This window comes from Burkholderia sp. BCC1977 (genome assembly GCF_905339595.1).
Classification (GTDB): Bacteria; Pseudomonadota; Gammaproteobacteria; order Burkholderiales; family Burkholderiaceae; genus Burkholderia.
The window spans coordinates 12,661-38,946 of record NZ_CAJPGQ010000058.1 but is presented as its reverse complement, the minus strand read 5'-3'; the positions used below and the strand labels follow the sequence as shown (position 1 = coordinate 38,946).

23 protein-coding genes, 1 tRNA gene and 1 pseudogene are annotated in these 26,286 nt (G+C 65.6%); 10 read left to right on the top strand and 15 right to left on the bottom strand.

Annotated elements, in window-relative coordinates:
• The first annotated feature begins 603 nt into the window (after positions 1-603).
• On the top strand, positions 604-2,301 hold the full coding sequence (locus U5771_RS31710; RefSeq protein ID WP_322027583.1) for a M4 family metallopeptidase: 1,698 nt from the start codon (positions 604-606) through the stop codon (positions 2,299-2,301).
• A 266-nt stretch (positions 2,302-2,567) separates the two neighbouring features.
• Here U5771_RS31710 and U5771_RS31705 read toward each other — a convergent pair whose 3' ends face one another.
• From U5771_RS31705 to U5771_RS31685, 5 genes are all read right to left on the bottom strand, one after another.
• Complete coding sequence (locus U5771_RS31705; RefSeq protein WP_322027582.1) at positions 2,568-2,756, bottom strand: hypothetical protein; 189 nt, start codon at positions 2,754-2,756, stop codon at positions 2,568-2,570.
• Between the two features lie 163 nt (positions 2,757-2,919).
• Complete coding sequence (locus tag U5771_RS31700) at positions 2,920-3,354, bottom strand: hypothetical protein (RefSeq protein ID WP_322027581.1); 435 nt, start codon at positions 3,352-3,354, stop codon at positions 2,920-2,922.
• 157 nt (positions 3,355-3,511) lie between these two features.
• Positions 3,512-3,598 (bottom strand) — tRNA-Ser (locus U5771_RS31695).
• Between the two features lie 581 nt (positions 3,599-4,179).
• A complete protein-coding gene (locus U5771_RS31690) occupies positions 4,180-4,890 on the bottom strand; it encodes a response regulator (protein WP_322027580.1) in 711 nt (236 codons plus the stop codon).
• Positions 4,880-6,361 carry an ATP-binding protein gene (locus U5771_RS31685; RefSeq protein ID WP_322027579.1) on the bottom strand — a complete coding sequence of 494 codons (1,482 nt, stop codon included), beginning with the start codon at positions 6,359-6,361 and terminating at the stop codon, positions 4,880-4,882. The genes U5771_RS31690 and U5771_RS31685 overlap by 11 nt, the downstream gene beginning before the upstream one ends.
• Positions 6,362-6,575: 214 nt before the next feature.
• On the opposite strand from U5771_RS31685, the gene U5771_RS31680 reads away from it, so the two are divergent.
• Positions 6,576-7,298: a response regulator transcription factor gene (locus U5771_RS31680; protein WP_322027578.1), complete on the top strand. Its 723-nt coding sequence runs from the start codon at positions 6,576-6,578 to the stop codon at positions 7,296-7,298.
• Between the two features lie 110 nt (positions 7,299-7,408).
• Here U5771_RS31680 and bamA read toward each other — a convergent pair whose 3' ends face one another.
• Positions 7,409-9,721: an outer membrane protein assembly factor BamA gene (gene bamA / locus U5771_RS31675; RefSeq protein ID WP_415859455.1), complete on the bottom strand. Its 2,313-nt coding sequence runs from the start codon at positions 9,719-9,721 to the stop codon at positions 7,409-7,411.
• Between the two features lie 392 nt (positions 9,722-10,113).
• Between bamA and U5771_RS31670 the strand changes: the two genes are divergently transcribed.
• From U5771_RS31670 to U5771_RS31655, 4 genes are all read left to right on the top strand, one after another.
• The gene (locus U5771_RS31670; RefSeq protein WP_322027577.1) at positions 10,114-11,226 is read left to right on the top strand and encodes a porin; all 1,113 of its coding nucleotides are present in this window, start codon (positions 10,114-10,116) and stop codon (positions 11,224-11,226) included.
• Positions 11,227-11,372: 146 nt separating this feature from the next.
• On the top strand, positions 11,373-11,549 hold the full coding sequence (locus U5771_RS31665) for a hypothetical protein (protein ID WP_322027576.1): 177 nt from the start codon (positions 11,373-11,375) through the stop codon (positions 11,547-11,549).
• Positions 11,542-11,937 (top strand): hypothetical protein, encoded by a 396-nt coding sequence (locus U5771_RS31660; protein WP_322027575.1) that lies wholly within the window; start codon positions 11,542-11,544, stop codon positions 11,935-11,937. Before U5771_RS31665 ends, U5771_RS31660 begins: the two co-directional genes overlap by 8 nt.
• 64 nt (positions 11,938-12,001) lie before the next feature.
• Positions 12,002-14,311: an LPS-assembly protein LptD gene (locus tag U5771_RS31655; RefSeq protein ID WP_322027574.1), complete on the top strand. Its 2,310-nt coding sequence runs from the start codon at positions 12,002-12,004 to the stop codon at positions 14,309-14,311.
• Between the two features lie 105 nt (positions 14,312-14,416).
• Here U5771_RS31655 and U5771_RS31650 read toward each other — a convergent pair whose 3' ends face one another.
• The 9 genes and pseudogenes from U5771_RS31650 to U5771_RS31610 form a co-directional block, all read right to left on the bottom strand.
• Positions 14,417-15,877, bottom strand: a complete 1,461-nt coding sequence (locus U5771_RS31650; RefSeq protein WP_322027573.1) for an NAD-dependent succinate-semialdehyde dehydrogenase — start codon at positions 15,875-15,877, stop codon at positions 14,417-14,419.
• A 194-nt stretch (positions 15,878-16,071) separates the two neighbouring features.
• Positions 16,072-16,779, bottom strand: coding sequence for a GntR family transcriptional regulator (locus U5771_RS31645; protein WP_322027572.1), 708 nt, complete (start codon positions 16,777-16,779; stop codon positions 16,072-16,074).
• 11 nt (positions 16,780-16,790) lie between these two features.
• Positions 16,791-17,897, bottom strand: a complete 1,107-nt coding sequence (locus U5771_RS31640; RefSeq protein WP_322027571.1) for an ABC transporter ATP-binding protein — start codon at positions 17,895-17,897, stop codon at positions 16,791-16,793.
• Between the two features lie 11 nt (positions 17,898-17,908).
• Positions 17,909-18,709 (bottom strand): ABC transporter permease, encoded by an 801-nt coding sequence (locus tag U5771_RS31635; protein WP_322027570.1) that lies wholly within the window; start codon positions 18,707-18,709, stop codon positions 17,909-17,911.
• A gap of 1 nt (position 18,710) precedes the next feature.
• Positions 18,711-19,595, bottom strand: a complete 885-nt coding sequence (locus U5771_RS31630) for an ABC transporter permease (RefSeq protein ID WP_322027569.1) — start codon at positions 19,593-19,595, stop codon at positions 18,711-18,713.
• Positions 19,596-19,736: 141 nt separating this feature from the next.
• Positions 19,737-20,786: an ABC transporter substrate-binding protein gene (locus U5771_RS31625; RefSeq protein ID WP_322027568.1), complete on the bottom strand. Its 1,050-nt coding sequence runs from the start codon at positions 20,784-20,786 to the stop codon at positions 19,737-19,739.
• Between the two features lie 184 nt (positions 20,787-20,970).
• A pseudogene (locus U5771_RS31620) lies at positions 20,971-21,414 on the bottom strand (flavin reductase); the annotation flags it as partial.
• 279 nt (positions 21,415-21,693) lie between these two features.
• A complete protein-coding gene (locus tag U5771_RS31615; protein WP_322027567.1) occupies positions 21,694-22,380 on the bottom strand; it encodes a GntR family transcriptional regulator in 687 nt (228 codons plus the stop codon).
• Positions 22,381-22,510: 130 nt separating this feature from the next.
• The gene (locus U5771_RS31610) at positions 22,511-22,801 is read right to left on the bottom strand and encodes a DUF1330 domain-containing protein (protein WP_322027566.1); all 291 of its coding nucleotides are present in this window, start codon (positions 22,799-22,801) and stop codon (positions 22,511-22,513) included.
• Between the two features lie 109 nt (positions 22,802-22,910).
• Between U5771_RS31610 and U5771_RS31605 the strand changes: the two genes are divergently transcribed.
• The 4 genes from U5771_RS31605 to U5771_RS31590 are packed head-to-tail and all read left to right on the top strand — an operon-like array spanning position 22,911 to position 26,286.
• Positions 22,911-23,513: an amino acid synthesis family protein gene (locus U5771_RS31605; RefSeq protein ID WP_322027565.1), complete on the top strand. Its 603-nt coding sequence runs from the start codon at positions 22,911-22,913 to the stop codon at positions 23,511-23,513.
• Positions 23,482-24,300 (top strand): alpha/beta hydrolase, encoded by an 819-nt coding sequence (locus tag U5771_RS31600; RefSeq protein ID WP_322027564.1) that lies wholly within the window; start codon positions 23,482-23,484, stop codon positions 24,298-24,300. The genes U5771_RS31605 and U5771_RS31600 overlap by 32 nt, the downstream gene beginning before the upstream one ends.
• A gap of 1 nt (position 24,301) precedes the next feature.
• Positions 24,302-25,237, top strand: a complete 936-nt coding sequence (locus tag U5771_RS31595) for a flavin reductase (RefSeq protein ID WP_322027563.1) — start codon at positions 24,302-24,304, stop codon at positions 25,235-25,237.
• Positions 25,238-25,248: 11 nt separating this feature from the next.
• Positions 25,249-26,286 carry an LLM class flavin-dependent oxidoreductase gene (locus tag U5771_RS31590; protein WP_322027562.1) on the top strand — a complete coding sequence of 346 codons (1,038 nt, stop codon included), beginning with the start codon at positions 25,249-25,251 and terminating at the stop codon, positions 26,284-26,286.

The following is a 26,286-nucleotide window of genomic DNA, read 5'->3' as shown; positions in this document are numbered from 1 at the left end:
CTAGATTTTCATGCCGCATTCGGGCACGTAGTGTGAGGGTTTGGGCGCATGCTGGCAGCGGTTTGGACTGCCGGAGCGCATCGTGGGTCATCCTGGACCGATCACCACGAGCATGCGGGATCGCCGTTCCATTGTTTATACAGGGCCGCCGGTCATTCGCCGGATGTTGGTCGATAAATCGAAACTGCCGTCATCGGAAAAGTTAAGCGGGACATCGCATGATGATGTGCATTTCCACGCGAACACATAAACAATCGGTGCGAATATTTAATAAAGAAAGTTCAGAGCGCTGCTGCCATTCCACCTCATGCCCCCGTTCCGCCGGAGCGGCGCCCTGCCCGCACCAAAGGCCGCCGGCGCAGCCCGCACGCCTCAACCGGCGCGATGTTGTCGATGCCGCCGACAGAATCATTTCACATCCATCACCAAATCATGACTTGATTTAAATCGGCGAAATGAAAAATAAATTTTAGAGAAAATATCTTGTAATTATAAAAGCAGCCTTCTAGCATGCCCCTGCAGTTCGCGACACGTCTTGTATCAAAGGCCGCACTCGATTTTTTCCTCGAATATCACACCTCTATTCATAATCTGGGGGATTAGATGAAGAAACTGTTTCGTCTGCTGTCCGTCACCGCGATTACCGTCGCCAGTATCAGCGCCTTTGCCCAAGCCGGCGACCAGCCGGCCGCGGTCGACAGGGCGCTGCAACTGATCCAGCAGAACCCGTCCGCCTTCAGCCTCACGACCGGCGGCGCCGCCCGCACGTTGAAGTTCGCGGCGCCGCAAGCGGGCGCGCCGGTGGACGGCGACCAGTTCAAGGTACGCGATGTAATCGTCGATCCCGACGGCACCGAGCATGTGCGCTTCGACCGCTTCTACGCGGGTCTGCCCGTGATCGGCGGCGACGTCGTCGTCCATTCGAACCGCGGGCAACTGAAGCAAGCGAGCGTGACCCAGCCCGCGCCGATCGATCTCGCCGGCAAGATCGGCAAGGTCGGCGACCGCTTCGTGGTGCGCAACGCACCCGACGTGGGTGCGGCGCGGGTCAAGCGCATCGCGGCCGCGCGTTTCAACTCGGACGTGCGCCGTGTCGATGAAGCGGAACTCGTCGTGTTCGCGCGCGACGCCGCGCCAACGCTGGCCTACGCGGTGCGTGTGTATGGCAAACCGACCGACGCGCACGGTGAAGCGGTGCTGTACTACGTCAACGCGAGCACGGGCGCGGTGCTCGACGCGCAGGACCTGATCAAGACCGCCGCTGCGACGGGCACCGGCCGCTCGCTGTACTACGGCAACCTGACGCTGACGACGGACCAGACCGGCACGAACGCATACCGGATGCTCGATCCGAATCGCGGCAGCGGTTCGGTCTACGACGGCCGCGGGCTGATCGCTGAGGACGTCGAGCAGGCGACCGACCTGACGATCTTCACGAGCAGCACGAACGTGTGGGGCAACAACTCGACCACCGACCGGCAGACCGTCGCCGCCGACATCGATTATGGTCTGGCATTGACTTGGGACTACTACAAGACCACGCACAACCGCAACGGCATCTTCAACGACGGGCGCGGCGTGAAGAGTTTCGCGCACGTGGTGTTCGACACCGGCAGCGGCACGACCGGTGCGAACGCGGCATGGATGCCGTCGCACATCATGGTCTACGGCGACGGCCAGCCGGGCACGAGCCTGCCGAAACCGGTCGTGTCGGTCGACGTGGCCGGGCACGAAATGAGCCACGGCGTGACCGAGGCCACCGCGAACCTGAACTATTCGGGTGACGCGGGCGGCCTGAACGAGTCGACGTCCGACATCTTCGGCACGCTCGTGAAGTTCTACGCGAACAACCCGAACGATCCCGGCAACTATGTGATCGGTGCGCGCGTGGTAAGCGGCGGCCTGCGCAAGATGTACAAGCAGGATCTCGACGGCCGGTCGTTCAGTTGCTATCCGTCCGGCGGCTTCTCGTGGTCGAATCCGCGTCACGATCCGCACTTCACGTCGGGCGTCGGCAACCGCTTCTTCTACCTGCTGTCGGAAGGGCCGGCGGTGCCGTCGACCGACACCGGCCTGTCGCGAGCCCAGCTGGTCTGCAACGGCGACACGACCTTCAGCGGCCTGGGCCGCGACAAGGCCGGCAAGATCTGGTACCGGACGCTGACCGTGTACCTGAACGCCAACTCGAGCTATCCGAACGCCCGGCGTGCGTCGATCCAGGCGGCGAACGACCTATACGGCGCGAACTCGGCCGAAAGCGTGGCGGTTGCGCGGGCATGGAGCGCGGTCGGCGTGAACTGATCGCGCGGTTGGGTGCGTGTCGTTCGCCGGAAGGCCGCGCGGTGCTACTTCGTTTCGGATGACATCACGCCGATCGAGGCCGCGCGGCACGCGGCGCAAGACACGCACGTGTCGATCGTGCCGCCTGCGATCGCCGGCGGCCGATTGGCGGATATTTCAGCCGTGCGGTGCGCGTCTGGCCGCGCGCATCAATCGGTCTTCGCCTTCACGCTCGCGCGTTCGAGCGCCACGGCCCGGCGTAGGCGGAGGTGGAAGCGCGACGCGTGCTACGACGCCTCACTCTCGATGCCGGTCCGCGCGATCAGCGCGTCGGACGCGGCCATGAACTGGCGGATATGCCCGGTGGTCAGCCCCGCCGATGGCTGGATCGCGTGACCTTTCCGGTCGAACAACACGCCGCTGCGTTTTTCGATGTCGGGCGCGACGAGAAGCGGCACGATGCGCTTACGTTTCATCGTAGGCTCCTTTCCATCGAAAAGTCCGCCGAGAACTCGCTCACATCATGGCACTGCTTACTGAGGGCCGTTCACTGTCTCGAGCGCGTGATCGCCGCACTCACATCTCGATAGCATGTAACCGTCGAGTACGTCTCGAGCAAAGCCAGGGCCACCACACGACCTATTTCATTTGCGCATTGAGCTCATTGATCGTGAACTCGAATTTGTCCAATTCCGTCGGGTCGACGGGGCGTTGAAGACTGCTCACCATCGCTCGCTGAAACTGGCACCACGCGTCGGCGAGTCGAGATACCGACACCGCCTCCAACTGAGCGTCATACAGCTTGAGCAGCCGTTCGAGCACCACGATGTCCTGCTCGGGGAAGGTCCATGCCCCCGTGTCCGAGGCCCGCTCGATGCATCGATCAATGACGCTCTCCGCATGTTGAAATAATTCGACATCTGCCTCGTCCGGCGGCGGGTCGCGGAGAAAGAACGCCACGTAGACCGTCTTGGCGAGATGCCCGACCTGTATCGCCCCACCTTGTCCGCTGCGAACGGCGGCAAGCGCAACGTGTGCTTCCAACGACAACGCGCGGACGTTGCTGTTGCTCAACGGGAGCAACTCAGCCTTCGTACGCGGCTTGCGCTTGATGCGTGAATTCCGGTTCATATCCGATTGTTTGCGTAACGGGCCGGCCGGAAGCGAGCCGGCGGTCGGCCGACTTCGAGTCCGACCAACGGGGCGATGGGCCTAACGAGGGATTGCGTCGCGGAAACGGTGAAATTCGAACTCGCGGACAGTTTTACCCGTCGCCGGTTTTCAATACCGGTGCCGTGATCCGCCTGGCCACGTTTCCGGATTGGAGCGGGTGTAGGGAATCGAACCCTCGTCGCACGCCTGGAAGGCTTCTGCCCTGCCAACGAGCTACACACGCGTTGCGCTGCATTCTATCTGGATCAACGCGCATTTCATTTGCGGTCCAAATTAATCTCGTTACTGAACGTTACCGACTTGAGGCCGTTCGGGTCATTCAACACTGACGACGTCAAACAACGTTGGAACCAGGCGTCGGCATGGCCCCTCCGCACCCGCCACCGTTACTCGCCGCTCCGCCCCCGGACGTTCCCATCCGCCAGGAAACGATACCGTTCGTCGCGAGTCACATCATTTCCGTCAGCAGTCGATAGTTCATTTCGCGCGCTTCGGCCACCGCGCGCACGGACGCCTGCGCGGTCCGCATCGATGTCGAGCGAGCAGTCGCGGACTGCAAGCCCGCACGAAGGCGCACGCCGACGCGGCGACGTGCAAGACATGGATGACTGCCTGATCAAGCCGGTCGGCCCCGACGTCCTCGGCAAGGCATTGGGCGCCCTGCGGTCCGGCACGGAAGACGCGAGCCTCACCGTTGCCGAGCGGATGCAGATGTCCGATGGCAAATCAGTTTTCGTCACCGTCCGGCTCGAACCGGTACCCGACGCCGTAGATCGAGCGAATGAAGTCGTGATCGGGACGCACGGCCTGCAGCTTGCGCCGCAGGTTCTTCACGTGGCTGTCGACGGTCCGGTCGGTCACGACCCGGTGGTCGTCATACAGCCGGCACAGCAACTGGTCGCGCGGATAGATTCGCCCCGGCGTCGATCTCAACAGCGACAGCAGCCGCAGCTCGACCGGCGTCAGGTTCAGATCCTTGCCGTCGAGCCGGGCGACGTGATGCTCCGGATCGACGACGAACGGAGAAGATTCGCCCGTCCGTGCCGGGCGGATCGTGCCGTCGACGCGCCGCAGGATCGCCTTGACCCGCGCGACGACTTCGCGCGGGCTGAACGGCTTGCACACGTAGTCGTCGGCACCCAGCTCGAGACCGAGCAGGCGGTCGATCTCGTCGACCCGCGCGGTCAGCATGACGATCGGCACCGCCGAAAACGTGCGCAGTTCGCGGCAGACCTCGAGCCCGCCGCGGCCCGGCAGCATCAGGTCGAGCAGCACGAGCAACGGCTCGTGCCGTTGCACGTGAGGCACGACCTCGCGTCCGTCGGCAAGGATGCGGGTCTCGTAACCCTCCGCCTTCAGGTAGTCGGCGAGCAGCGCCGACAGTTTCGGCTCGTCCTCGACGATGAGGATGTGGGCGGGCGTCGCGTCAGTGTTCATGGGGCGAACCGGCAAGAGGAAGGCGCAGGCGAATCCACAGCCCGCCGTACGGCGAGCGCATGGCGTCGATCGTACCGCCATGCGCGTCGACGATGTGCTTGCACAGCGCAAGGCCGAGCCCCGAGCCGCCGCTCTGCCGGCTGCGCGACGCGTCGACGCGGAACAATCGGTCGAACAGATGGGGGAGCAGCGGCTCGGGGACGGCCGGGAACGAGTCCTGCACGTCGACCTTCAGCCAGCCGTCGCCGGGTTCGACCGCGACGCGCACCCTGCCCCCCGGATCGGTGTAACGCAGCGCGTTTTCGAGCAGGTTCTGCATCAATTGCGTCAGACGGTACGGATCGCCTGAAATCCGGCTCGGCGCCACCGGAATCTCCAGCTCGAGATCGAGCCGCTTCGCCGAGAGCCGCTCGCGGAACGCTTCGGCCGTCCCTTCGACCAGGTGCGCGAAATCGACGGGCAGGCGCTCGAACGTCAACGCGCCGATGTCGGCGAGCGACAACTCGTGGAGATCGCTGATCAACTGGTTCAGCATCGAAATTTCCGCCTGCAGCGACGCGAAGGTCGCGGCGCTGGGCGGACGGACACCGTCTTCGAGCGCCTCGAGCTCACCGCGCAGGATCGCGAGCGGCGTGCGCAGCTCATGGGAAATATCGGCGATGAAATCGCGGCGCGCCCGCGCGGACGATTCGAGCGATGCCGCCATCTGGTTGAAATCGCCGGCAAGCTGGCCGAACTCGTCGCCGCCCAGTTCGGGAATCCGCACCGTGTAGTCGCCGCTCGCGAGCAGGTGGCCCGCTTCGGCCATGCGCCTCACGGGGGCAAGGAACGCGCGCGTGAGCGCGACCGCGAGCAGCGCCGCCAGCAAGGCGGCCGCGCCGACGATGATCCAGGTCATCCGCAACTGCTCCGACCGGAATTGCAGATCGGCCGCATGGAACGGGCCCCTGCGGTCATCGGCAAACAACCAGCCGACCGTCTTGCCACCGACCTTCAGCGGACGCAGCTGCGCGCCGGGCGGCGGCGGCCCGAAGCCCGCGATGCGCCGCTGGTCCGCGTCGTACAGGATCGCCGGCGGCGCCCAGTGCAGGTGGCGCGCCGCGCCGTCCGGCAACCCACGACGGTCGGGCGGCGGCGGGAAGAATCCCCCGGGCCCGTCGGCCGGCACATCCCCTGTCTGCGGCGGCCCCGGCGGACCCGGGGGCATGGCGAACGGACCGCCGTCGATCGCTTCGACGAACCCGATCCATGCACGCGGGTCGTCGGTCACGAAGGTCCAGTTGCCGTGTGTCGCGTACGTCCGTTCCAGACGCTGCGCGAGCTGGTCGCTCCGTGTCGCGTTGCGGCTCGATACGTAGTCGCGGAAGTTGTTCTCGAAGCTGATCCGCTCCGCCACGCCCATCGCAACAGCTGCGACGGCGCACGGTACGAGGATGGCGAGGAACAGTTTCGATGCGATGCCGAGTTTCATATGCGGTTCAGCGCGCCTGTCGCGCGTCGTGCCGGGATTGTCCTCAAATTGTGTCGGCGCGGGGCGCTCCGCACACGATTTCCACACTTTATCCTCAATTTACCCATTCTCATTCCGCAATTGGTTTCTAAGCTGCCCGCATCCGGCATTTCAGCACGCCCGGCCACCGGTCGCGATGCGCCCTCCTTTCGACCACCCCAACCGTCGATTCGCCATGACTACCCATATTCTCGTCGTCGAACCCGACCATATCGTGCGCGACATGCTGCGCGTCTGTTTTCACAAATACCAGATCGAGATGTCCGTCCTGTACGACGCCTCGTTGCTGCTGACCCGCATGGAGAAGGAGATCCCGTCCGCGATCGTACTGCGGGCGGACCAGCCGGTCAGCGACGCGCACGGGACGATCGGCCGCCTGCGCCAGGCCGGCCACGACATGCCGGTGATCGTGCTCAGCCGCTCGCCGGACATCGCGGACAAGGTTCTCGCGCTCGAGTTCGGGGCGGACGATTACCTGGTCGACCCGATCAACCCGACCGAGCTGGCCGCGCGGATTCGCAGCGTGCTGCGACGCTTCAACGCGAGCCCGCAGGCGACACCCGAAATACGGGAGTGCTACCGGTTCGGCGATATCGAAGTGGATTTCCTCGCACGGCGCGTTTACCGGGCAGGCCGCGATCTCGGCCTGCGCGAGAGCGAATTCGCGCTGCTCAAGGTGTTCGTCCTGCATCCGATGCGTGCGCTGTCCAGAACGAACATGCTGTCGCTGCTCGGCAAGACCGCACTCGAGCAATCGGAACGCGGGCTCGACGTGCTGGTGTTCCGGCTGCGCGCGCTGATCGAGCAGGCCTCGGACAGCCATCGCTACATCCAGACGATGCGCGGCAAGGGCTACATTTTCGTGCCGCACCCGGCGTCGTTGCGGTTCACGAGATGATCTCCGTCGAACCCGTCGCCACGCCCGATACCCGATAGTCGTTCTCCGCCACCCGCGTCCGGCACGCTGCCGGTGCCCGCCGGATCCGGCGGGCCCCTTCCCGGCCTGCCTTAGAACGACGTGCCGATCTGAAACTGGAACTTCTGGTATTTGTCGTCGCTGTGGCGCACGATCGGGAAACCGAGGCTCAACTTCAACGGTCCGATCGGCGAGATCCACGACAGCCCCGCGCCGTACGAATATCGCAGTCCGTTCGCCCCCGTGCTGCTGCCTTCGTTGCCCCAGACGTTGCCGCCGTCGACGAACGTGAACACGCGCAACGTGCGGTCGTAACCCGATCCCGGCAGCGGAATCGACAACTCGATGTTGCCCACGACGAGCTTCGAGCCGCCGATCGAATCGCCGGTCTTCGTATCGCGCGGGCCGAGCGAACTCGCCTCGTAGCCGCGCACGGAGCCGATCCCGCCGGCGTAGTAGTTCTCGAATATCGGGTACGGCTTGCCGCCCAGTCCGGCGCCGTAGCCGCCCTGCACATTGAAGCCGAGCACGTAGCCACGCGCGAACGAATAGTAGTACTGGGCGTTGACGTCGGCCTTGTAGTATTGGGTCTTCGTGACCGGCGTCCCGTATTCGGACGACGCCTGCATGTAATAGCCGCGGCTCGGCGTCAGCGCACTGTCGCGCGCATCGCGCGACCAGCTGACCGATACCGGCACGGTGGTCGACACGTTGCCGAACGAATTGACGTAGTCGAGATAGCTCTGCGGCGTGCTCGAGTCGGTCCTCAGCCGGTGCTGCTCGAGCCCCGTGCCGAAATAGACCATGTCCGTCTCGGAGAACGGAATCCCGAACTTCATGTTCGCGCCGGCCGTGACGATCCGGAAGCTGGTGTCGCTCGACGACGAGTAATAGAGCGGAAACGTCGTCCGGTAATAGACGCTCGTGATCCACTGGATGCCGTCGACGGTGAAATACGGATCGGTCTGCGTGACCGTCAGCGTCCGGTAGCTCTTCGCGGTATTCACGGTCACCCCGAGGCTCGTGCCCGAGCCGAATACGTTGTCCTGCGTCACGCCGGCCGTCAGCACGACCTTGTCCGACGACGACAGGCCACCGCCGAGCGTGATCGATCCGGTCGGTTTCTCGGCGACCTTCACCTGCAGATCGACCTGGTCCGCCGCCCCGTCGATCGGCGTGGTCGACACGTCGACGTCGGTGAAATAGCCGAGCCGGTTGACCCGGTCCTTCGACAGCGCGATCCGGTTCGAGTCGAACCACGCGTCCTCGAACTGGCGCATCTCGCGGCGGATCACTTCGTCGCGCGTGCGCGAGTTGCCGACGATGTTCACGTGGCGCACGTAGACGCGCTTGCCCGGCTCCACCGCGAGCGTCAGGCCGACGCGATGCGCGGCCTGGTCGATATCGGGCTGTGCGTTCACCTTCGCGAACGCATAGCCGTACTCGCCGAGCTTGTCGACGATCGCCTTCGTCGTCTGCTGCAACCGTTCCGCCGAAAAGCGGTCGCCCGCCTTCACGGCCACCAGCCTGCGCAGTTCGGCGTCGCGGCCGAGGAGATCGCCTGACAGCCGAATCTCCGATACGGTGTACGGCTCGCCTTCGTGAACGGAAAGCGTCAGGTACATGTCCTTCCGGTCCGGCGAAATCGACACTTGCGTCGAATCGATGGTGAACTCGAGATAGCCGCGGTTCAGGTAGTACGCACGGACGTTCTCGAGGTCGCCCGTCAGCTTTTCCTTCGAGTACAGGTCGCTTTTCGTGTACCAGCTCGACCACGTCGGCGTCGACAGCTGCATTTCTCCGAGCAGCGTGCCCGTGGAGAACGCCTGGTTGCCGATGAAATTCACCTGGCGGATCTTCGCGCTCGGGCCCTCCGCGACCGAGAACAGCAGCGCGACGCGGTACGCATCGAGCGGCGTGACCGTGGTCTTCACCTCGGCCGCGTAGTAACCGCGCGTCAGGTACTGGCGCTTCAGTTCCTGCTCGGCCCGCTGCAGCAGCGCGCGGTCGTAGGGCATGCCCGGCGACAGCCCGACGGCCTTCATCGCCTTGTTCAGATTGTCCTTGTCGAATTCGCGGGTACCGTCGAAATCGACCTCGGCGATCGTCGGCCGCTCGATCACGTCGATCACGAGCACACCGTCCCCGATCGACACCTTGACGTCGCTGAAGAAGCCGGTCGCATACAACGCGCGAATCAGTGCCGTCCCCCGCTCTTCCGTCAAGGTGTCGCCGATCCTGACCGGCAGGTACGCGCCGATCGTGCGCGCTTCGATGCGCTTCAGCCCGTTGATACGGATATCGCGAATCGTCGCCGGCTGCGCGCCAAGCGCATAGCCGGACGCGATTCCGCCGGACAGCAGTACCCCCAGTGCGGCAAATCTCTTCAGTGCTTGATTGAACATGCGGATCATCGATGAAAGTCGAGGGCCAAGTGTAGGAGCCGGACGCGCCGCTTCGGTTACACCGCGATTGGACGCGCGTTTCATTCGATTTCCCCATGTTTCCCGCGTGAAGACCTGCGCGCTGCAACGCCGAAGCGGCCCCGCTGCGCGCGGCGCGGCGCGACGCATGCCGGTGACGGGCGAGGCCGGTTCGGCCGTGCGCCGCGCTTGCGCCGACGACCGGTCGCCGACGTAACGTGCGGAAACATCTATGCACGCCTACGTAAATCCACTGCCCTGCGCGTTGCGCTCTAATGCGCTTCGACCGGGATCGTCGATGCCGGTCTCACGGCGAAACAGGCACCGCGAGGACGGCACCTGTTCGCTCGCTTCCCATTGCTTCGGAGAATTGAATGACTAGAACACTGCTGGCCGCCGGCGTTTTCGGCCTGTTCGCCGCCAACACCTACGCACAAAGTTCGGTGACGCTGTACGGGATCATCGATGCGGGCGTGACCTACACCAGCAACGCGGGAGGAAAAAGCAGCGTGGCGGCCACGAGCGGCGTGCTGAGCGGCAGCCGGTTCGGCCTGAAGGGCAGCGAGGAGCTCGGCGGCGGCCTGAAGGCGATCTTCACGCTCGAGAACGGCTTCGACGTGATGAACGGCAAGCTCGGCCAGAACGGCCGCCTGTTCGGCCGCCAGGCGTTCGTCGGCCTGTCGAGCGACCGGTTCGGCACGCTGACGCTCGGCCGTCAATACGATTCCGTCGTCGATACGCTCGGCGCACTGGAAATGTCGGGCATCTCGCATCCGTACGACAACGACAACGTCCAGGATTCGTTCCGTATCAACAACTCGGTCAAGTATCAGAGCGTGAACTATGGCGGCCTGACGTTCAGCGGCCTGTACGGCTTCTCGAATTCGACCGGCTACGCGAACAATCGCGCATACAGCTTCGGTGCGACCTATCACTACGGCGGCCTCGACGTCGGTGCGGGATACCTGAATCTCGGCCACGCCGGCTCGACCACCAATACGAGCGGCGCGGTGTCCGACGACACGACGTTTACGGCCAGCGGGCAACGGACCTGGGGGCTGGGCGCGAACTACTCGTTCGGCGCGGCGACCGTCGGCGCGCTCTTCACGCAGACGCGCCTGAGCGGGCTGACCGGCATCGGCGCCTCCGCATCCGGCACCTCGGACGGCCTGTCGTTCAGCAGCGGCGGCGCGCGCTTCAACAACTACGAAGTGCAGGCGCGCTACAACTTCACGCCCGCGTTCAGCCTGACGGGAGCCTATACGTATACCGACGGCCAGATCGACGGCGTGCGGCCGAAGTGGAACCAGGCCGGCCTGACGGCCGACTATGCGCTGTCGAAGCGCACCGATGTTTATCTGAGGGGCGTGTATCAGCACGTGCATGGCGCGGGCGACAGCGGCATTACCGCGTCGATCGACGGGCTGAGCGCATCGAGTTCGAATCATCAGGCCATCGTCACGGTCGGCCTGCGGCACAGCTTCTGATCGGCTGGCACATACGCCGCGCTCGAGCGCGGCGGTCGAACGCCCCCGGTGCCCGCTTCAGGCCGGATCGGGCACCGGCGCGATCGCGCCTTCGCGACACGCGAAGGCTGCTTCCCAACTTTCAGACATGCGAGACGAGGTCGATCATGAGTCTGTATCTTTCCGCGCGCATCCTTGCCGCGGTGCTCGAAAGCAGTTCGTCGCCGGCCGCATTCGTGCTGCTGCTGAACACCGGCAGCATCGCGCGGATGGCACCGCCCGCGCGACCCTTGCCGAAGCCGGCTGCATGCGTCGCGTGGCCGGGAGAGGCGTCCCATGACTGAGTTCGCGACGCTCAGGATGTGCTCGGTCAGCGCCATGGAAATGTCGGAGGACGGCGAATTCGTGCTGGTGCACGGCGCCCATTCGACCCTCTCGCTGCATCGCTCGACGTTCAATGCGTTGCTGGTCGCGCTGCCGAATGCAATCGAGCACTCGGCGCGGCGCGCCAACAAGCATGACGGCGCGCACTTCGTGATGCCGTCGACGGGCTGGGAAATCGGCCGGATCGACGACACGCCGCACGTATTCGTCCGCTTTCATCTGCAAGGCGGCCCCGCCCTCGGCTTTTCCGTTCCGGGCGGACAAGTGCCGGCCATGCTCGACGCGCTCTGCAAGGCCGCCGGCATCGCCTCCATTCTGGCGCCGCCACCCGGCGCGACCTTCCAGTGATGCCGACCGGCGCGGGCGTCAGTCGCCGCGTCGTCGCATCCGCCTTCTCGCCGGACCGTTTCTCTTGATTTCACGTTCTCTGCCGGGCCGCCTGCGCTTGAAACCGCTCGTCTGCCTGCTGCTCCACCTGCCGTGGGGTATCGCGCACGCGCAAACGGATGCGTGGTCCGACTGGACCCTGCGCGCCGCGGCCGCGCTCGCCGAGCACCCCGCTTCGACCGGACAACGCCCCGCGACGATCGCGATCGGCGACGCGGCGAGCACGACCGCCGACACCGACGTCGCCCTCAAGGGCCATGCCCAGTTGCGCCGCGATCGTTCGGTCGTCAAGGGCAACGCGATTCACTACGCGTTCGATACCGATATCGCCGATGCCTATGGCGACGTCGTGCTCGCGGACAGCGGGCGCCTGTTCTTCGGACCGGAAGCCCATTTCCGGATCGAGGCGAACCAGGGCTACATCGTCGCGCCCACCTACCGCTTCACGGTGAACGGCGGCCGCGGCAGCGCCGCGCGCATCGACGTCGTCGACGCCGAGCATACGTCCGTCGAGCACGGCACCTATACGACCTGTGCGTGCGGAGACCGGCCGGGCTGGTACCTGAAGGCATCGCGCTTCGACATCGACAGCGGCGGCGATACCGGCGTCGCGCGCAATGGCGTGCTGTTCTTTCAGGGCGTGCCGATCTTCGCGAGCCCGTGGCTGTCGTTTCCGCTGTCGAGCGCGCGGCGCACCGGGCTCCTGCCGCCGACCGTCTCGTACGACTCGACCGACGGCGTCGAGGTCACCCAGCCGGTCTACGTGAATCTCGCGCCGAACTACGACCTGACGCTGACGCCGCGCACCATGCAGCGGCGCGGCACGATGCTCGGCGCCGACTATCGATATCTGTCGCCCACCTACAGCGGCGAACTGGCGATCGCGTATTTGCCCGACGACCGGCTGACCCGCACGAACCGCTATTCGCTGCACATCAAGCACGACTGGACCATCGGCAACGGCTTCGGGTTCTATCTGTATGGCGACCGCGTGTCGGATGCATCGGCGGCGTCGACCCTGGCATCGTCCGGCACGGCCGCCTCGTCGACGCTGTACCGCCAGGAAGCCGGGCTGACCTATTCGCACGTGCCGTGGTCCGTCCTGTTCCGGGTCCAGCACTGGCAATCGTTCGACAGCACGACGATCTACGCCAGCGAGCCGCAATTGAACGTACGCTATGCGCGGTACAACGTCGGCGGTTTCGACTTCGGCATGGAGGCCGATGCGACCCGCTTCCGGTCGACCGTCTCCGGCGCGACACAAGGCAATCGCTTCGTGTTCGATCCGTATGTCGCGTATGCGGTCGAGCGCCCCGGCTGGTTCTTCACGCCGAAGCTGAAATGGCATTTCGCGAGCTACAACCTCTCGTCGATCGGCAGCGACGCGCCAAGCGGCCAGCCGAAGCAGTTCGACGTGAACGTGCCGACCGTGACGGTCGATACCGGGTTGCGCTTCGAGCGCGGCGTGAGCCTGTTCGGGCATGCGTATCTGCAGACGCTCGAACCGCGCCTCTTTTACGTCTATACGCCGTATCGCAACCAGTACCATGCGCCGCTGTTCGATACGGCCGTGACGGACTTCGGGATCGGGGAACTGTTCTCCGACAACACGTTCGTCGGACACGATCGCATTGCGGACGCGAACCGGATCACCGCGGCGCTCACGTCGCGCCTGATCGAGCCGTCCACGGGCGACGAGCGTGCCCGTTTCGTCCTCGCGCAACAGTACGACTTCAAGGCGCCCGGGGTCACGCTGACGTCGAGCGATTCGACGTCGACGTTCTCGCGCACGGGGCTCGTGGGCGGCGCATCGTACAAGCTCGGCGCCGGCTTCAACGCCGAGCAGGCCGCGCAGTACGACGAGATCAACGATTATCTGCGGCGTGCGTCGATCGGCTTCGGCTGGTCACCCGGCGAGCAGCGGGTCCTGAACATGTCGTATCGCTACAACCGCGCGGTCGATTATTCGTATGCGAGCGAAGACGTCGAGCCGGTCAGCCAGGCGGTGCTGGCCGCGCAGTGGCCGCTGACGTCGCATCTCTCGGCGGTCGCCCGGCTCGACTACGATCTGCACGCGCGGCGCCTGCGAACCGGGCTGGTCGGCATCCAGTACGACGCGTCATGCTGGAGCCTCGGCGTGGCCGGCGAAAAGTACCTGTACGCAACGAGTTCGACCACGGCCACGTCCGGCACGCGGCTCATGGTTCAACTGCAATTGAAGGGGCTCGGGGCGGCCGACAGCGGATTGCAGAAGCAATTTTCAGCCGCGGTACCGGGTTACTCGGCGCCCCGCGCGCAACCGGAAGGCGGCGATCGGTTCACCGATCTTCCGTGACGCACCGAGGCCCGGCCATCGAGCCTCGAGCCGGCAACCGCTCGCCGGTTGCCTTTCCCGCGTCCGAGTGCCGGGTGACGCGCTGGAAGTCGGACGAACCGACGATCAAACCGCCATGCACAGGTACTTGACGACCAGGTAATCGTCGATGCCGTAGTGCGAGCCTTCGCGGCCGAGCCCCGACTGCTTCACGCCGCCGAACGGTGCGACCTCGTTCGAAATGAGGCCCGTGTTGATGCCGACCATTCCGTATTCGAGCTGCTCGGCCACTCGCCAGACACGCCCGATGTCGCGGCTGTAGAAGTACGCGGCCAGCCCGAACTCGGTATCGTTGGCGAGCTTCACCACTTCGTCGTCGCTCGAGAAGCGGAACAGCGGCGCGAGCGGCCCGAACGTTTCCTCTCTCGCGACGTCCATCCGAGCGGTGACATTCAGGAGCACCGTGGGCTCGAAGAAGCCATGCCCGAGCGCATGCCGCTTGCCGCCGGCGGCGAGCGTCGCGCCCTTGCCGAGGGCGTCCGCGATATGCGCTTCCACCTTGCCGACCGCCGCGTCGTTGATCAGCGGCCCCAGTGTCACGCCGCCTTCGGCGCCGTGCCCCACCGTCAGGCCCTGCACCGCAGCCACCAGCTTCGCGGCGAACGCGTCATAAACCCGATCGTGCACGTAGAAGCGATTGGTGCACACGCACGTCTGTCCGTTGTTGCGGTATTTTGAAGCGATTGCACCCTCGACGGCGGCATCGAGATCGGCATCGTCGAACACGATGAACGGCGCGTTCCCGCCGAGTTCGAGCGTCACCTTTTTCACGGTGGGTGCGCTTTGCGCCATCAGCAGCCGCCCGACGCCGGTCGATCCGGTAAACGACAGCTTGCGCACCACCGGGCTGCTCGTCATCGCGCCGCCGATCGCCTTCGGGTCGCCGGTGACGATGTTGAGCACGCCGTTCGGCACGCCCGCGCGCTCGGCAAGAACCGCCAGCGCGAGCGCCGAGAACGGCGTCGCTTCGGCCGGTTTCACGACGATCGGGCAGCCGGCCGCGAGCGCCGGCCCCACCTTGCGGGTGATCATCGCGTTCGGGAAATTCCACGGCGTGATCGCCGCGCACACGCCCACCGGCTCCTTGACCACCACGAGCCGCTTGTCCGACGCGGGCGTCGCGAGCGTGTCACCGGCCACGCGCTTGCCCTCTTCCGCGAACCATTCGATAAACGACGCCCCGTAGACGATTTCGCCCTTGGCTTCCGCCAGCGGCTTGCCCTGCTCGGCCGTGAGGATCAGCGCGAGATCGTCGGCGTGCTCGATCATGAGCGCGTACCAGCGGTGCAGAATGCGGGCGCGCTCCTTCGCCGTCTTGGCGCGCCACGCCGGCCATGCGGCATTCGCGGCGTCGATCGCGCGCGACGTCTCCGCCGCGCCCATCGACGGCACGCCGCCAAGCGTCGCGCCCGTCGCCGGGTCGAGCACGTCGAAGCGCTCGCCCGAGTCGGCCTCGCACCATTGCCCGTCGATATAAGCCTGATGACGCAAGAGCGCCGGATCCTTCAACAGCGTGTTCAAATCCACGATCGTTCCTTCCGGAATAAGAATGCATCGGGCGACCCGGATTCGACTCGGGCCGCGAATTCAGAGAATTTCAAACAAAGGCCGGCAGCGACGCCATGGCGGCAGGAAAGCATTCCCTCCCTCTTCTCCAACCAGCAACCCATTTCGCAGTGCAAATCAGTGGAGGGGGACACTGCACCATGCGGCAACACGCACTACCCGGCCTGACGCCAAGAGGCACTCTCGTGACCATGGGCCAGCAGCTTGCGCGCGATCTCGGCCACCCGGTGCACGTGCGCGACGGCAGCTTCGCGCGCCGCCACCCCGTTGCCCGCCTCGATGCCCGCGAGGATCGCGCGCATCTCCTCGACGGCCTGGTGTCCGCGATCGTCGGAAGCGATCGTCAGCGCACGCAACCGGTTGATGCGCGCGATCAGCGTCTGCACGATCTCCCACGCGACATGCTTTTGCCCGGCGATGAACATGCGCTCATAGAATGCCGACGTGAGCGCCTTCACCGCCTGATGATCCTGCGCATCGAACGCTTGCCGGATCCGGTCGATACACGCCGACAGGTCGGCGACCAGAGCGGCATCGGCATGCTGCGCGCAGGCCATTGCCGCCTCGCCTTCCAGCAACGCGCGTATCTCGTAGATCTCGGCCGCCGTGTCGAAGTCGAGGACCGCGACGATCGGCCCCTGGTTCGGTATCGAGGCGACCAGCCCTTCCGTTTCCAGATGCCGCAGGACCTCGCGCACGACGGTTCGGCTCACGCCGAGGATCTCGCATAGCGAGCGCTCGACCAGCCGCTCGCCCGGCTGGAAGTGCGCATCCAGGATCGCCGTGCGCATTTTCTCGAGCGCCAGCTCGCGCAGCGTGGCGGCGGGCCGCTGGACTTTCAGGGACGGCAGTGCGGGACGCATGGCGGCCGCCGTCAGGCTTGCGCGAACAGGCGCACGTCGCGCGCGTCCCAGTCGACGAGCGCCTGCGCACCGATCACGATGCCGTTGTCGTGCCGGTGTGCGGCCGGCATGCGGATCGAGATTTCCTGCTGCCACGGTGTCGCCACCGCGTAGTGCATCGCATCGCCGAGATAGGTGACGTCGCGCACGGTCACCGGCAGGCCCGCCGTGCCGCTCGCATCATTCGAACCGCCGGCCCGCTGCAGCGAGCTGATACGCATCTGCTCCGGGCGGATCATCAGCGCGCCTTCGTCGCCGGCGGCGAGCGTCGGATGGAACATGTCCGATGCCGTTTCGAGGCCGTTGGGAAACACGCCGCCGATGCGGCCGTCGCTGTGCTTCGTGACCCTGACCGGCAGGAAATTCGAATTGCCGATGAAGCTCGCGACGAAGCGCGACGCCGGGTTCGCATAGAGCTCCTCGCCGGTGCCGACCTGCTCGATGCGCCCCTGGTTGAATACGGCGATCCGGTCGGACAGGCGCAGCGCCTCCTCCTGGTCGTGCGTGACATAGAGAATCGTCACGCCCGTTTCCTGGTGAATGCGGCGCAATTCCAGCTGGATTTCCTCACGCAATTTCTTGTCGAGCGCGGAGAGCGGCTCGTCCATCAGCAGCACCGGCGGATCGTACGCGAGCGCCCGCGCGATGGCGACGCGCTGCTGCTGGCCGCCCGAGAGCTGCGCGGGCATGCGGTCGCGGCACTCGGACAGATGCACGAGTTTCAGCATCTGCTCCACTTTCGCGCGGATTTCAGCGTCGGGACGGCGGCGCACCCGCAGCGGGAAGGCGACGTTCTCGCCGACGGTGAGATGCGGGAACAGCGTATAGCGCTGAAACACCATCCCGATGTTGCGCTGGTTCGGTGCGACGGACAGCAGCGACTTGCCCTCGAGCAGCACGCGGCCGTCGGTCGGCTCCTGAAAGCCCGCGACGATATAGAGCGTGGTGCTCTTGCCCGAACCCGACGGTCCGAGGAAGGTCAGGAATTCGCCCTTGCGCACGTCGAGCGATACCTGGTCGATCGCGACGACGTCGTCGTAAGTCTTGCGCAGGCGCTGGATTTGCAGGAATGCAGTCATGGCGTGTTACCTCAGTTAGCGCGTGCGCGGCGCACGACGGCGCCCGCCAGCATCAATACGGTCGTCAGTCCGACGAGCAGCGACGACGCGGCCGCGACGACCGGCGTCAGGTCTTGCCGCAGCGTCGCCCAGATACGCACGGGCAGCGTCTGCAGCGTCGGGCTCGACATGAAGATCGACACCACGACTTCGTCCCACGATGCGAGGAACGCGAAGATCGCGGCGGCAAAGAGGCCGAGCCGGATCGCGGGAAGCGTGACGCGCAGCTTCACCGTGAGCGGCGACGCCCCGCAGATCAGCGCGGCGTCTTCCAGCGCCGTGTCGAAGCTCACGAGCGAGTTGCTGATCGAGATGATCGAGAACGGCAGCGCGATGATCAGGTGGCCGATCACGAAGCCGGTCATCGTGCCGTTCAGGCCGATACGCAGGAAGAACGCATAGAGCGCGACGGCGAGCACGACGACGGGCAGCACCATCGGCGTGAGGAAGAAGCCCCGCACGGCCTCGCGGCCGCGAAACCTGCCGCGCACGAGCGCCAGCGACGCGAGGAACCCGATCGCGACGGACAGCGCCGTGACGATCACCGCCAGCTTCGCGCTGGTCAGCAGCGAGTCGATCCAGCCCGCATCGGTGAACAGTTGCCGGTACCATTCGAGCGTCCAGCCCGGCGGCGGGAAGATGAGCCACTGCGAATCGCCGAACGACAGCGCGACGATGAAGAAGATCGGCAACAGCAGGAACAGTGCGACGGCCGCGCCCACGGCCACGAGAACCCAGCGCAGCGCGCCCAGGCGATCGAAATCGAGCAACATGTCAGCGACCTCCCGTCGTGGCGCGCGCGCTGCCGGTGAAGCGCAGCTGCAACGCATAGAGCGCGAGCGTCACGGCAAGCAGCACGAATGCCGCGGCACCGGCGAGCCCCCAGTTCAGCAGTTCCTGCACGAGCTGCGCGATGAGTTCCGCGAGCATCATGTAAGACGGGCCGCCCAGCAGCGTGGGGGTGACGAAGTAACCGAGCGCCATCACGAACACCATCAGCGCGCCGGAGGCCACGCCCGGCATCGCGAGCGGCACGAGGATGCGCCAGAACGCCTGCCAGCGGCTCGCGCCGCACACCGCGGCGGCGCGCAGCGTCGACGGGTCGATGCCGCGCAGCGTGGCGTGCAGCGGCATCACGAGGAACGGCAGCATGATGTAGGTCATGCCGATCGTCACGCCGGTCAGGTTGTTCACGAGCGACAGCGGCTCGTGGATCACGCCGATCGCCATCAACGCGCGGTTGATCGGCCCGGTCCCCTGCAGCAGCACCATCCACGCGAACGTCCGTGCGAGCAGGTTGGTCCACATCGACAGCAGCAGGATCGCGAACAGCACGGCACTGAGCCTGCGCGGTGCGATGGCGAGCAGCCACGCCATCGGAAAGCCCACCAGCAACGTGACGAGCGTCACGACCGTCGCCACGAGAAACGTATTGCCGAACACGCGCACATACGTCGTCGAGCCGAGCAGTTGTTCGTAGTTGTGCAACCCCGGCGTCGGCTCGAGCACGCTGCGCAACAGCAGCGACAGCACCGGCAGCAGGAAGAAGATCACGAGCAGCAGCAGCGCGGGCATCAGCAGCCGGATGCTGCGCCAGTCGCGCCGCTTGCGCGCGTTCGCCGCGGGCGGATGCGCGATGGTACTCAAGACGTTGGGCATGGTGCCTCCTTTGTCGGCCAGGGTCGGCGCCTCGGCGCCTGTTACCGCTGGCCCCATGCAGGTTCGTTGCTCAGCCGAGCCGGTTCCATCCGGTTCGGCATCCTGAACGGTATTCCAGTCCGCAGGTCGTACCGCACCGGCTTACTTCGATTGCCACGCGTACCAGCGCTTCGCGATCGCGTCGCGGTTCTCGGCCCAGTACTTCATGTCGAGATTGATCTGCGACGTCTGGTACTGGTCGGGCAGCGTCTTGGCGATCGCCGGCGGCATCAGCGCGGCCGACTTCACGTTGATCGGCGCATAGCCCGTGTCGGCCGCGAATTTCGCCTGGGCCTGCGCGCTCGTCGCGGCAGCCAGGAACTTCATCGCCGCATCGCGATGCTTTGCGCCCTTCGGGATCACGAGCATGTCGGCGGCGGTCAGGTTCTGGTTCCACGACATGCCGACCGGCACGCCGGTCTGCGCGAGCGCATGCAGGCGGCCGTTCCAGAACATGCCGACCGGCGCTTCGCCCGACGCGAGCAGCTGCTGCGACTGTGCGCCGCCGCTCCACCAGACGATGTCGCCCTTGATCGAATCGAGCTTCCGGAACGCGCGGTCGAGGTCGAGCGGATACAGCTTGTTGGGCGCGACGCCGTCGGCGAGCAGCGCGATTTCGAGCACGCCCGGCGCCGACCACTTGTAGAACGTGCGCTTGCCCGGGAAGCGCTTGGTATCGAACAGGTCCGCCCAGTTCTGCGGCTGCGCGCCCGTGTACTTCGCCTTGTTGTAGCCGAGCACGAACGAGTAATAGAAGCTGCCCACGGCGGAAGACGTCGCGAAGCGCGGGTCGAGCTCAGCCTTCTTCACCACCGAATAGTCGATCGGCTCGATCAGCCCGGCCTTTTCCGCGGCGTACGCGAAGTCGCCTTCGACATCGACGACGTCCCAGCTCACGTTGCCGCTGTCGACCATCGCCTTGAGCTTGCCGTAGTCGGTCGGCCCGTCCATCAGCACGTTGATGCCGCTCGCCTGCGTGAACGGCTGGGCCCAGTCCTTCTGTTGCGACGACTGGGTCGTGCCGCCCCAGCTGGTGAACACGATCGGGTCGGCGGCCAACGCGGGCGCGGCGCACAGCGCGACCAGCGGGACCACCGGAACGATACGGGCGAGGCGTGATGCTGCGAAACGCGGGATGCTTCTGCTGCTCATGGTCTCTCTCCAGGGGAAACGGTTACGGCTCGCGGCCACCGGGACGGCAGCCATTCGAATACACGTGTTCACGCCGGCGGCGCCTGCCGCGCCGGCTTCTTGATCTTGTTGTTCATCGTCGTGTCGCAGCCGCGGTGGCGTCGAGGGCCATCCGCGCGCGGCACGCCGGTTCCGACCGGCGCCGTCAGTGCGCGAGCGCGAGCGGCTGCACCGTTCCGGCTTCCGTATCGCCGACATAGATGCCGTACGCGTCCTGGCGACGTTCGCGCACGTAGCGTTCGAGCATCGCGCGCACGGCGGTGTCGGCGATCTCGTCCCAGGGAACCTGCCAGAGCGGCACGATGCGGATGCTGCTGTCGAACCACGGCGACCCGGACTGCATCACGCGGCCGCGGTAATAGATATGGACACCCGGCTCGCGCTCGCCGGCAGACTCGAACACCGCAAACAGGCAGTCGAGATGCGCGTCGAGGCCGAGCTTCGCGAGCACGCCGCGCAGGCTCGCCGCATCGCTCGCCGGTTCGAGCCGGATGCCGGTCGGCAAGCGCAGGCCCTGCGGCGTATCGACGAGCAGCAGCCCGTCGCGATGTTCGAGAATCGCGCCCACCCGGGCGCGCGCCCCGACCGCGGACACGAATGCCTGTTGCGCGGTTTGTCCGGTCATCGACTCAGCCATGGCGTGCTCCCGTGATCACTGCGTTACCCGATGAGATTATGGTATGCCATCTTATGGTCCACAACAATGCGTCAATAATCATGGAAAACCATGAGGCGACGACAGCGGGCCGTGCAGCCGATTCCGGCCGGTCAATCGACAGACCAAACAAAAGGCCGCCGGCATGTCGTGCCGGCGGCCTGTTACTTTCAGGTCGAACCGTGTGCGTTGAAGCCCGCGCCCGGGATTCGATCAACTGTCGGCGACGGCCTCGCCCTGCTGCGCGAGTGCCGACAGCGCCAGCTCGGCCACCCGCTTGATGTGCGCGGCCGACGCGGCCGCCGCCGCGTTGCCGTCGCGCCGCTCGATCGCGTCGAGCAGGCGGTTCATCTCGGTGTTGGAATCGCTGCCGCGCCCCGGCATCGCGATGGTCAGCGCGCGCAGCCGGTTGATGCGCGCATTGAGCGTCTTGACCACCGTCAGCGACACCTGCTTCCCCGCGGCCTCGAACAGCGTTTCGTAGAAACGCTCGGTGTACTCGAGCACACGCGGCAGTTCCTGCTTCTCGAACGCATCCTCGATCGTCGCGCGGATCTCGCGCAGTTGCTGCACGACTTCGGGCGTCGCGCCCTCGGCGCACGCACGCGCGGCATTCGCTTCGAGCAGGCCGCGCAACTCGTAGATCTCACCGACTTGCGCCGGATCGAGCCGCGCCACCACCGGCCCCTGCCGCGACACGGTCTCGACCAGCCCTTCGGTCTCCAGATGCCGCAGCACCTCGCGCACCACCGTGCGGCTCACGCCGAGCTCGTCGCACAGCGTGCGCTCGACGAGCCGCGCGCCGGGCCGGAAATACCCCTGCACGATTGCGCCACGCAGCTTGTCGAGCGTCAGTTCGCGCAGGGTCTTGGCATTGCGGTCGATTTTGAGGTCTTGCATGAGTGGCACTCTGGAAACGGATGGGCGGCCTGCCGCCGGCGATGCGCCGGGTGCAGGCATGGAATGCCATATTATGACCCAACTGTCAGCCGGCTTTCCATAGCGCGCCGTGCCGCGCGTCCGCGCGCGATCAGCCCGCCAGGCCCTCGACGATCGAGACCTGCGCCCGGCAATGTCCATCCCGCTTCGCCTTCGCCGCCTGGTATTCGGGCGAGTGATAACACGCGAGCGCCGTCTCCATGTCGGCAAACCGGATCACCACGTGGCGCTCGAACGCCTCGCCCTCCAGCACCTGCGACGCGCCGCCGCGCGCCAGGAACACGGCACCGAACTGCCTGAACGCCTGCGGCGCGATGTCCGTGTAGTCCTTGTATTTCGCGGCATCCAGCACCGTTACGTGGGCTATCCAGTACGCAGTCATTGACCACCTCCGTTTCGAGAATTTTCCAGACAAGGGTTAACACTCATGGCATGCCGTAACATGGTATACCACAATGAATTCCACAATCAACGCACGAAAGGAAGGTGCCATGAGCCTGATTCGGAAATCCGTCCTCCATGTCGAGACGCTCTACGTGGATGGCGACAAGGTCGCTGCCAAACCGCTGAAGATGATCGGGGCGGTCGCCGTGATCAAGAACCCGTGGGCAGGCCGCGGGTTCGTCGAGGACCTGTCGCCGGAGATCCGCGCGCTGGCGCCGCAGCTCAGCGAACACCTGACCAAGATGATCCTCGACGAAGCCGGTTCGGGCGAAGCCGTCGAAGCGTTCGGCAAGAGCGCGATCGTCGGCCTCGACGGTGAAATCGAGCATGCGTCCGCGCTGATCCACACGCTGCACTTCGGCAACACCTATCGCACGGCCGTGGGCGCGAAGTCGTACCTCGCGTTCAACAACACGCGCGGCCCGGCCAATGCCCCGCTGTTGATTCCGATGATGGACAAGAACGACGAAGGCCGCCGTTCGCACTACCTGACGCTCCAGTTCGCGATTCCGGACGCGCCGGCCGCCGACGAGCTGGTCATCGCGATCGGCGCCGCCACCGCCGGCCGCCCGCATCACCGCATCGGCGACCGCTATACAGATCTCGCAGAGCTCGGAAATGACGTCAAGAACCCTGCCGCTGTCAAATAAGCGCGTCGCCCACTATTTCGACCAGGGCACCGGCGAACCGCTGGTGCTGATTCACGGCGTGGGCATGCAGGCGAGCGCGTGGTATCCGCAGATCGACGACCTGTCGCGCGAATTCCGCGTGATCTCGGTCGACATGCCGGGGCACGGCGCAAGCGATCCGCTCGATACCGACGCCGACCTGCCGCAGTTCGTGCAGTGGGCGATCGCGTTCATCGAGGCGCTGCACGTCGGCCCCGTCAACCTGGCCGGCCACTCGATGGGCTCGCTGATCGCCGCCGGCGTCGCCGTCACGCGGCCCGATCTCGTCAAGCGCGTGGCCGTCCTGAACGGCGTGTACCGGCGCACCGAGCAGGCGCGCGCAGCCGTCCTGCGGCGCGCCGCCGAACTGCGCTCGGGCACCGTCGACGTCGATACGCCGCTGCGGCGCTGGTTCAACGCGGAGGAAGCGCAGCAGGCCGCCGCGCGGAAGGTGGAAGCGTGGCTGCAGTCCGTCGACCTCGCGGGCTATGCCACCGCGTACACCGCGTTCGCGAAGGGCGACGAGGTGTACGCCGACGGCTGGCACCGGATCGCCTGCCCTGCCCTCGTCCTGACCGGATCGGACGATCCGAATTCGACGCCCGAGATGGCCAGGCAGATGGCGCAGGCCGCGCATGACGGCACGGCCGTCGTGATCGAGAACGAGCGCCACATGGTGAACCTGACGGCGCCCGACGAAGTCAATCGCGCCCTGCGTGCCTGGTTGCAGACCGTGCCACAGGCGGAAACCCTGAAATCGGAAGTGTGACATGAGCCAAGCAACCAGCCAGGAAGCCCCGGCGATCAACACCCGCGAGTTGCGCGATGCGTTCGGCGCGTTCATGACCGGCGTGACGATCGTCACCACCGCCCGCGACGACGGCCAGCCGCTCGGCTTCACCGCGAACTCGTTCTCGTCCGTGTCGCTGGACCCGGCGCTGCTGCTCGTCAGCATCGCGAAGACGTCGAGCAATTTCCAGACGTTTTCGACCACGGGCCACTTCGCGATCAACATCCTCGCGGAAGGGCAAAAGGACCTGTCCAACACCTTCGCGCGGCCCAGCGAGGATCGCTTCGCGCAGGTCGGCTGGCACCTGAGCGCCCATCGCAACCCGCTGATCGACGACGTCAGCGCGTGGTTCGACTGCACGACGCACGCGGTGATCGACGCGGGCGATCACGCGCTCATCGTCGGCAAGGTCGAGGCGTTCCATTCCGCCGGCTACGCGGGCCTCGGCTACTACCGCGGCGGCTACTTCACGCCGGCGAAGCTGTCGGCCGAAGTCATCGCCGGCCCGAAGGTGATCGTGAGCGCGATCATCACGCGCGACGACAAGGTCCTCATGGTCCGGACGGCCGACCGCAAGTGGGCGCTGCCGACGAAGGAAATCGGCAACGAAGGCGCCGACAAGGCGCTCGCCGAACTCTTCAGGCAATACCAGCCGGACGCTTCGGCAAGCTTTATTTATTCGGTCTACAACAATACCGAAACGCACTACCAGTACATCTCGTTCCTCTGCAGCGCACCGGACGAAGTGGCGGCCGCCGGCGAGTTCGTGAGCCTCGAGAACATCGCGGCCGACGCGTTCCAGGACAGCGCCCTCGCCAGCATGCTCGAGCGCTATCGCAAGGAGAGCCAGTTGAAGAGTTACGGCCTGTACTTCGGCGATCACAGCTCCGGCACCGTCCGCCCGCTTCTTTCCTGAAAGGTCACATCATGCGTTTTTCGCTTTTCGTTCACATGGAGCGCGTCTCCGACCAGACCAGCCAAAAGCAGCTGTACGACGAGATGGTCGAGCTGTGCCAGATCGCCGATCGCGGCGGCATGCACGCCGTCTGGACCGGCGAGCACCACGGCATGGATTTCACGATCGCGCCGAATCCGTTCATCAACCTCGCCGATCTCGCCAACAAGACGAAGCGCGTGCGGCTGGGCACGGGCACGGTCGTCGCGCCGTTCTGGCACCCGATCAAGCTCGCCGGCGAAGCCGCGATGACCGACATCATCTCGGGCGGCCGCCTGGAACTCGGGATCGCGCGAGGCGCATACTCGTTCGAATACGAGCGCCTGATGCCGGGCCTCGACGCGTGGGGTGCCGGGCAGCGCATGCGCGAACTCATTCCGGCCGTGAAGAAGCTGTGGCAAGGCGATTACGCGCACGACGGCGAGTTCTGGCAATTCCCGGCGACGACGTCGTCGCCGCTGCCGCTGCAGCAGCCGCATCCGCCGATCTGGGTGGCCGCGCGCGACCCGAACAGCCACGAGTTCGCGGTGGCCAACGGCTGCAACGTGCAGGTCACGCCGCTGCACTTCGGCGACGAGGAAGTCGAGAAGCTGGTCGGCCACTTCAACGCCGCGTGCGAGAAGTTCCCCGACGTGCCGCGCCCGCAGATCATGCTGCTGCGTCACACCTACGTGGCGAGCAGCGAGGACGACGCGCAAGTGGCCGCCGACGAAGTCAACGTGTTCTACAACTACTTCGGCGCGTGGTTCAAGAACGAGCGGCCGATCAGCCGCGGGATGATCAAGCCGCTGAGCCGCGAGGAAATCGCCGCCCACCCGTTCTATACGCCGGAGGCCATGCGCACGAACAACGTGATCGGCACGCCCGCCGAAGTCATCGAGCGGCTGAAGGCTTACGAAGCGCTCGGCTTCGACGAGTACTCGTTCTGGATCGATACCGGCATGAGCTTCGAGCGCAAGAAGGCTTCGCTCGAACGGATGATCCGGGACGTGATGCCGGCGTTCCAATGA

Excerpts from the sequence above, each read along its gene's own strand:
- U5771_RS31710 (WP_322027583.1), top strand. The coding sequence starts at position 604 with ATGAAGAAACTGTTTCGTCTGCTGTCCGTCACCGCGATTACCGTCGCC.
- U5771_RS31705 (WP_322027582.1), bottom strand. The coding sequence starts at position 2,756 with ATGAAACGTAAGCGCATCGTGCCGCTTCTCGTCGCGCCCGACATCGAA.
- U5771_RS31690 (WP_322027580.1), bottom strand. The coding sequence starts at position 4,890 with ATGAACACTGACGCGACGCCCGCCCACATCCTCATCGTCGAGGACGAG.
- U5771_RS31685 (WP_322027579.1), bottom strand. The coding sequence starts at position 6,361 with ATGAAACTCGGCATCGCATCGAAACTGTTCCTCGCCATCCTCGTACCG.
- U5771_RS31680 (WP_322027578.1), top strand. The coding sequence starts at position 6,576 with ATGACTACCCATATTCTCGTCGTCGAACCCGACCATATCGTGCGCGAC.
- bamA (WP_415859455.1), bottom strand. The coding sequence starts at position 9,721 with ATGTTCAATCAAGCACTGAAGAGATTTGCCGCACTGGGGGTACTGCTG.
- U5771_RS31670 (WP_322027577.1), top strand. The coding sequence starts at position 10,114 with ATGACTAGAACACTGCTGGCCGCCGGCGTTTTCGGCCTGTTCGCCGCC.
- U5771_RS31665 (WP_322027576.1), top strand. The coding sequence starts at position 11,373 with ATGAGTCTGTATCTTTCCGCGCGCATCCTTGCCGCGGTGCTCGAAAGC.
- U5771_RS31660 (WP_322027575.1), top strand. The coding sequence starts at position 11,542 with ATGACTGAGTTCGCGACGCTCAGGATGTGCTCGGTCAGCGCCATGGAA.
- U5771_RS31645 (WP_322027572.1), bottom strand. The coding sequence starts at position 16,779 with ATGCGTCCCGCACTGCCGTCCCTGAAAGTCCAGCGGCCCGCCGCCACG.
- U5771_RS31640 (WP_322027571.1), bottom strand. The coding sequence starts at position 17,897 with ATGACTGCATTCCTGCAAATCCAGCGCCTGCGCAAGACTTACGACGAC.
- U5771_RS31635 (WP_322027570.1), bottom strand. The coding sequence starts at position 18,709 with ATGTTGCTCGATTTCGATCGCCTGGGCGCGCTGCGCTGGGTTCTCGTG.
- U5771_RS31630 (WP_322027569.1), bottom strand. The coding sequence starts at position 19,595 with ATGCCCAACGTCTTGAGTACCATCGCGCATCCGCCCGCGGCGAACGCG.
- U5771_RS31625 (WP_322027568.1), bottom strand. The coding sequence starts at position 20,786 with ATGAGCAGCAGAAGCATCCCGCGTTTCGCAGCATCACGCCTCGCCCGT.
- U5771_RS31615 (WP_322027567.1), bottom strand. The coding sequence starts at position 22,380 with ATGCAAGACCTCAAAATCGACCGCAATGCCAAGACCCTGCGCGAACTG.
- U5771_RS31610 (WP_322027566.1), bottom strand. The coding sequence starts at position 22,801 with ATGACTGCGTACTGGATAGCCCACGTAACGGTGCTGGATGCCGCGAAA.
- U5771_RS31605 (WP_322027565.1), top strand. The coding sequence starts at position 22,911 with ATGAGCCTGATTCGGAAATCCGTCCTCCATGTCGAGACGCTCTACGTG.
- U5771_RS31600 (WP_322027564.1), top strand. The coding sequence starts at position 23,482 with ATGACGTCAAGAACCCTGCCGCTGTCAAATAAGCGCGTCGCCCACTAT.
- U5771_RS31595 (WP_322027563.1), top strand. The coding sequence starts at position 24,302 with ATGAGCCAAGCAACCAGCCAGGAAGCCCCGGCGATCAACACCCGCGAG.
- U5771_RS31590 (WP_322027562.1), top strand. The coding sequence starts at position 25,249 with ATGCGTTTTTCGCTTTTCGTTCACATGGAGCGCGTCTCCGACCAGACC.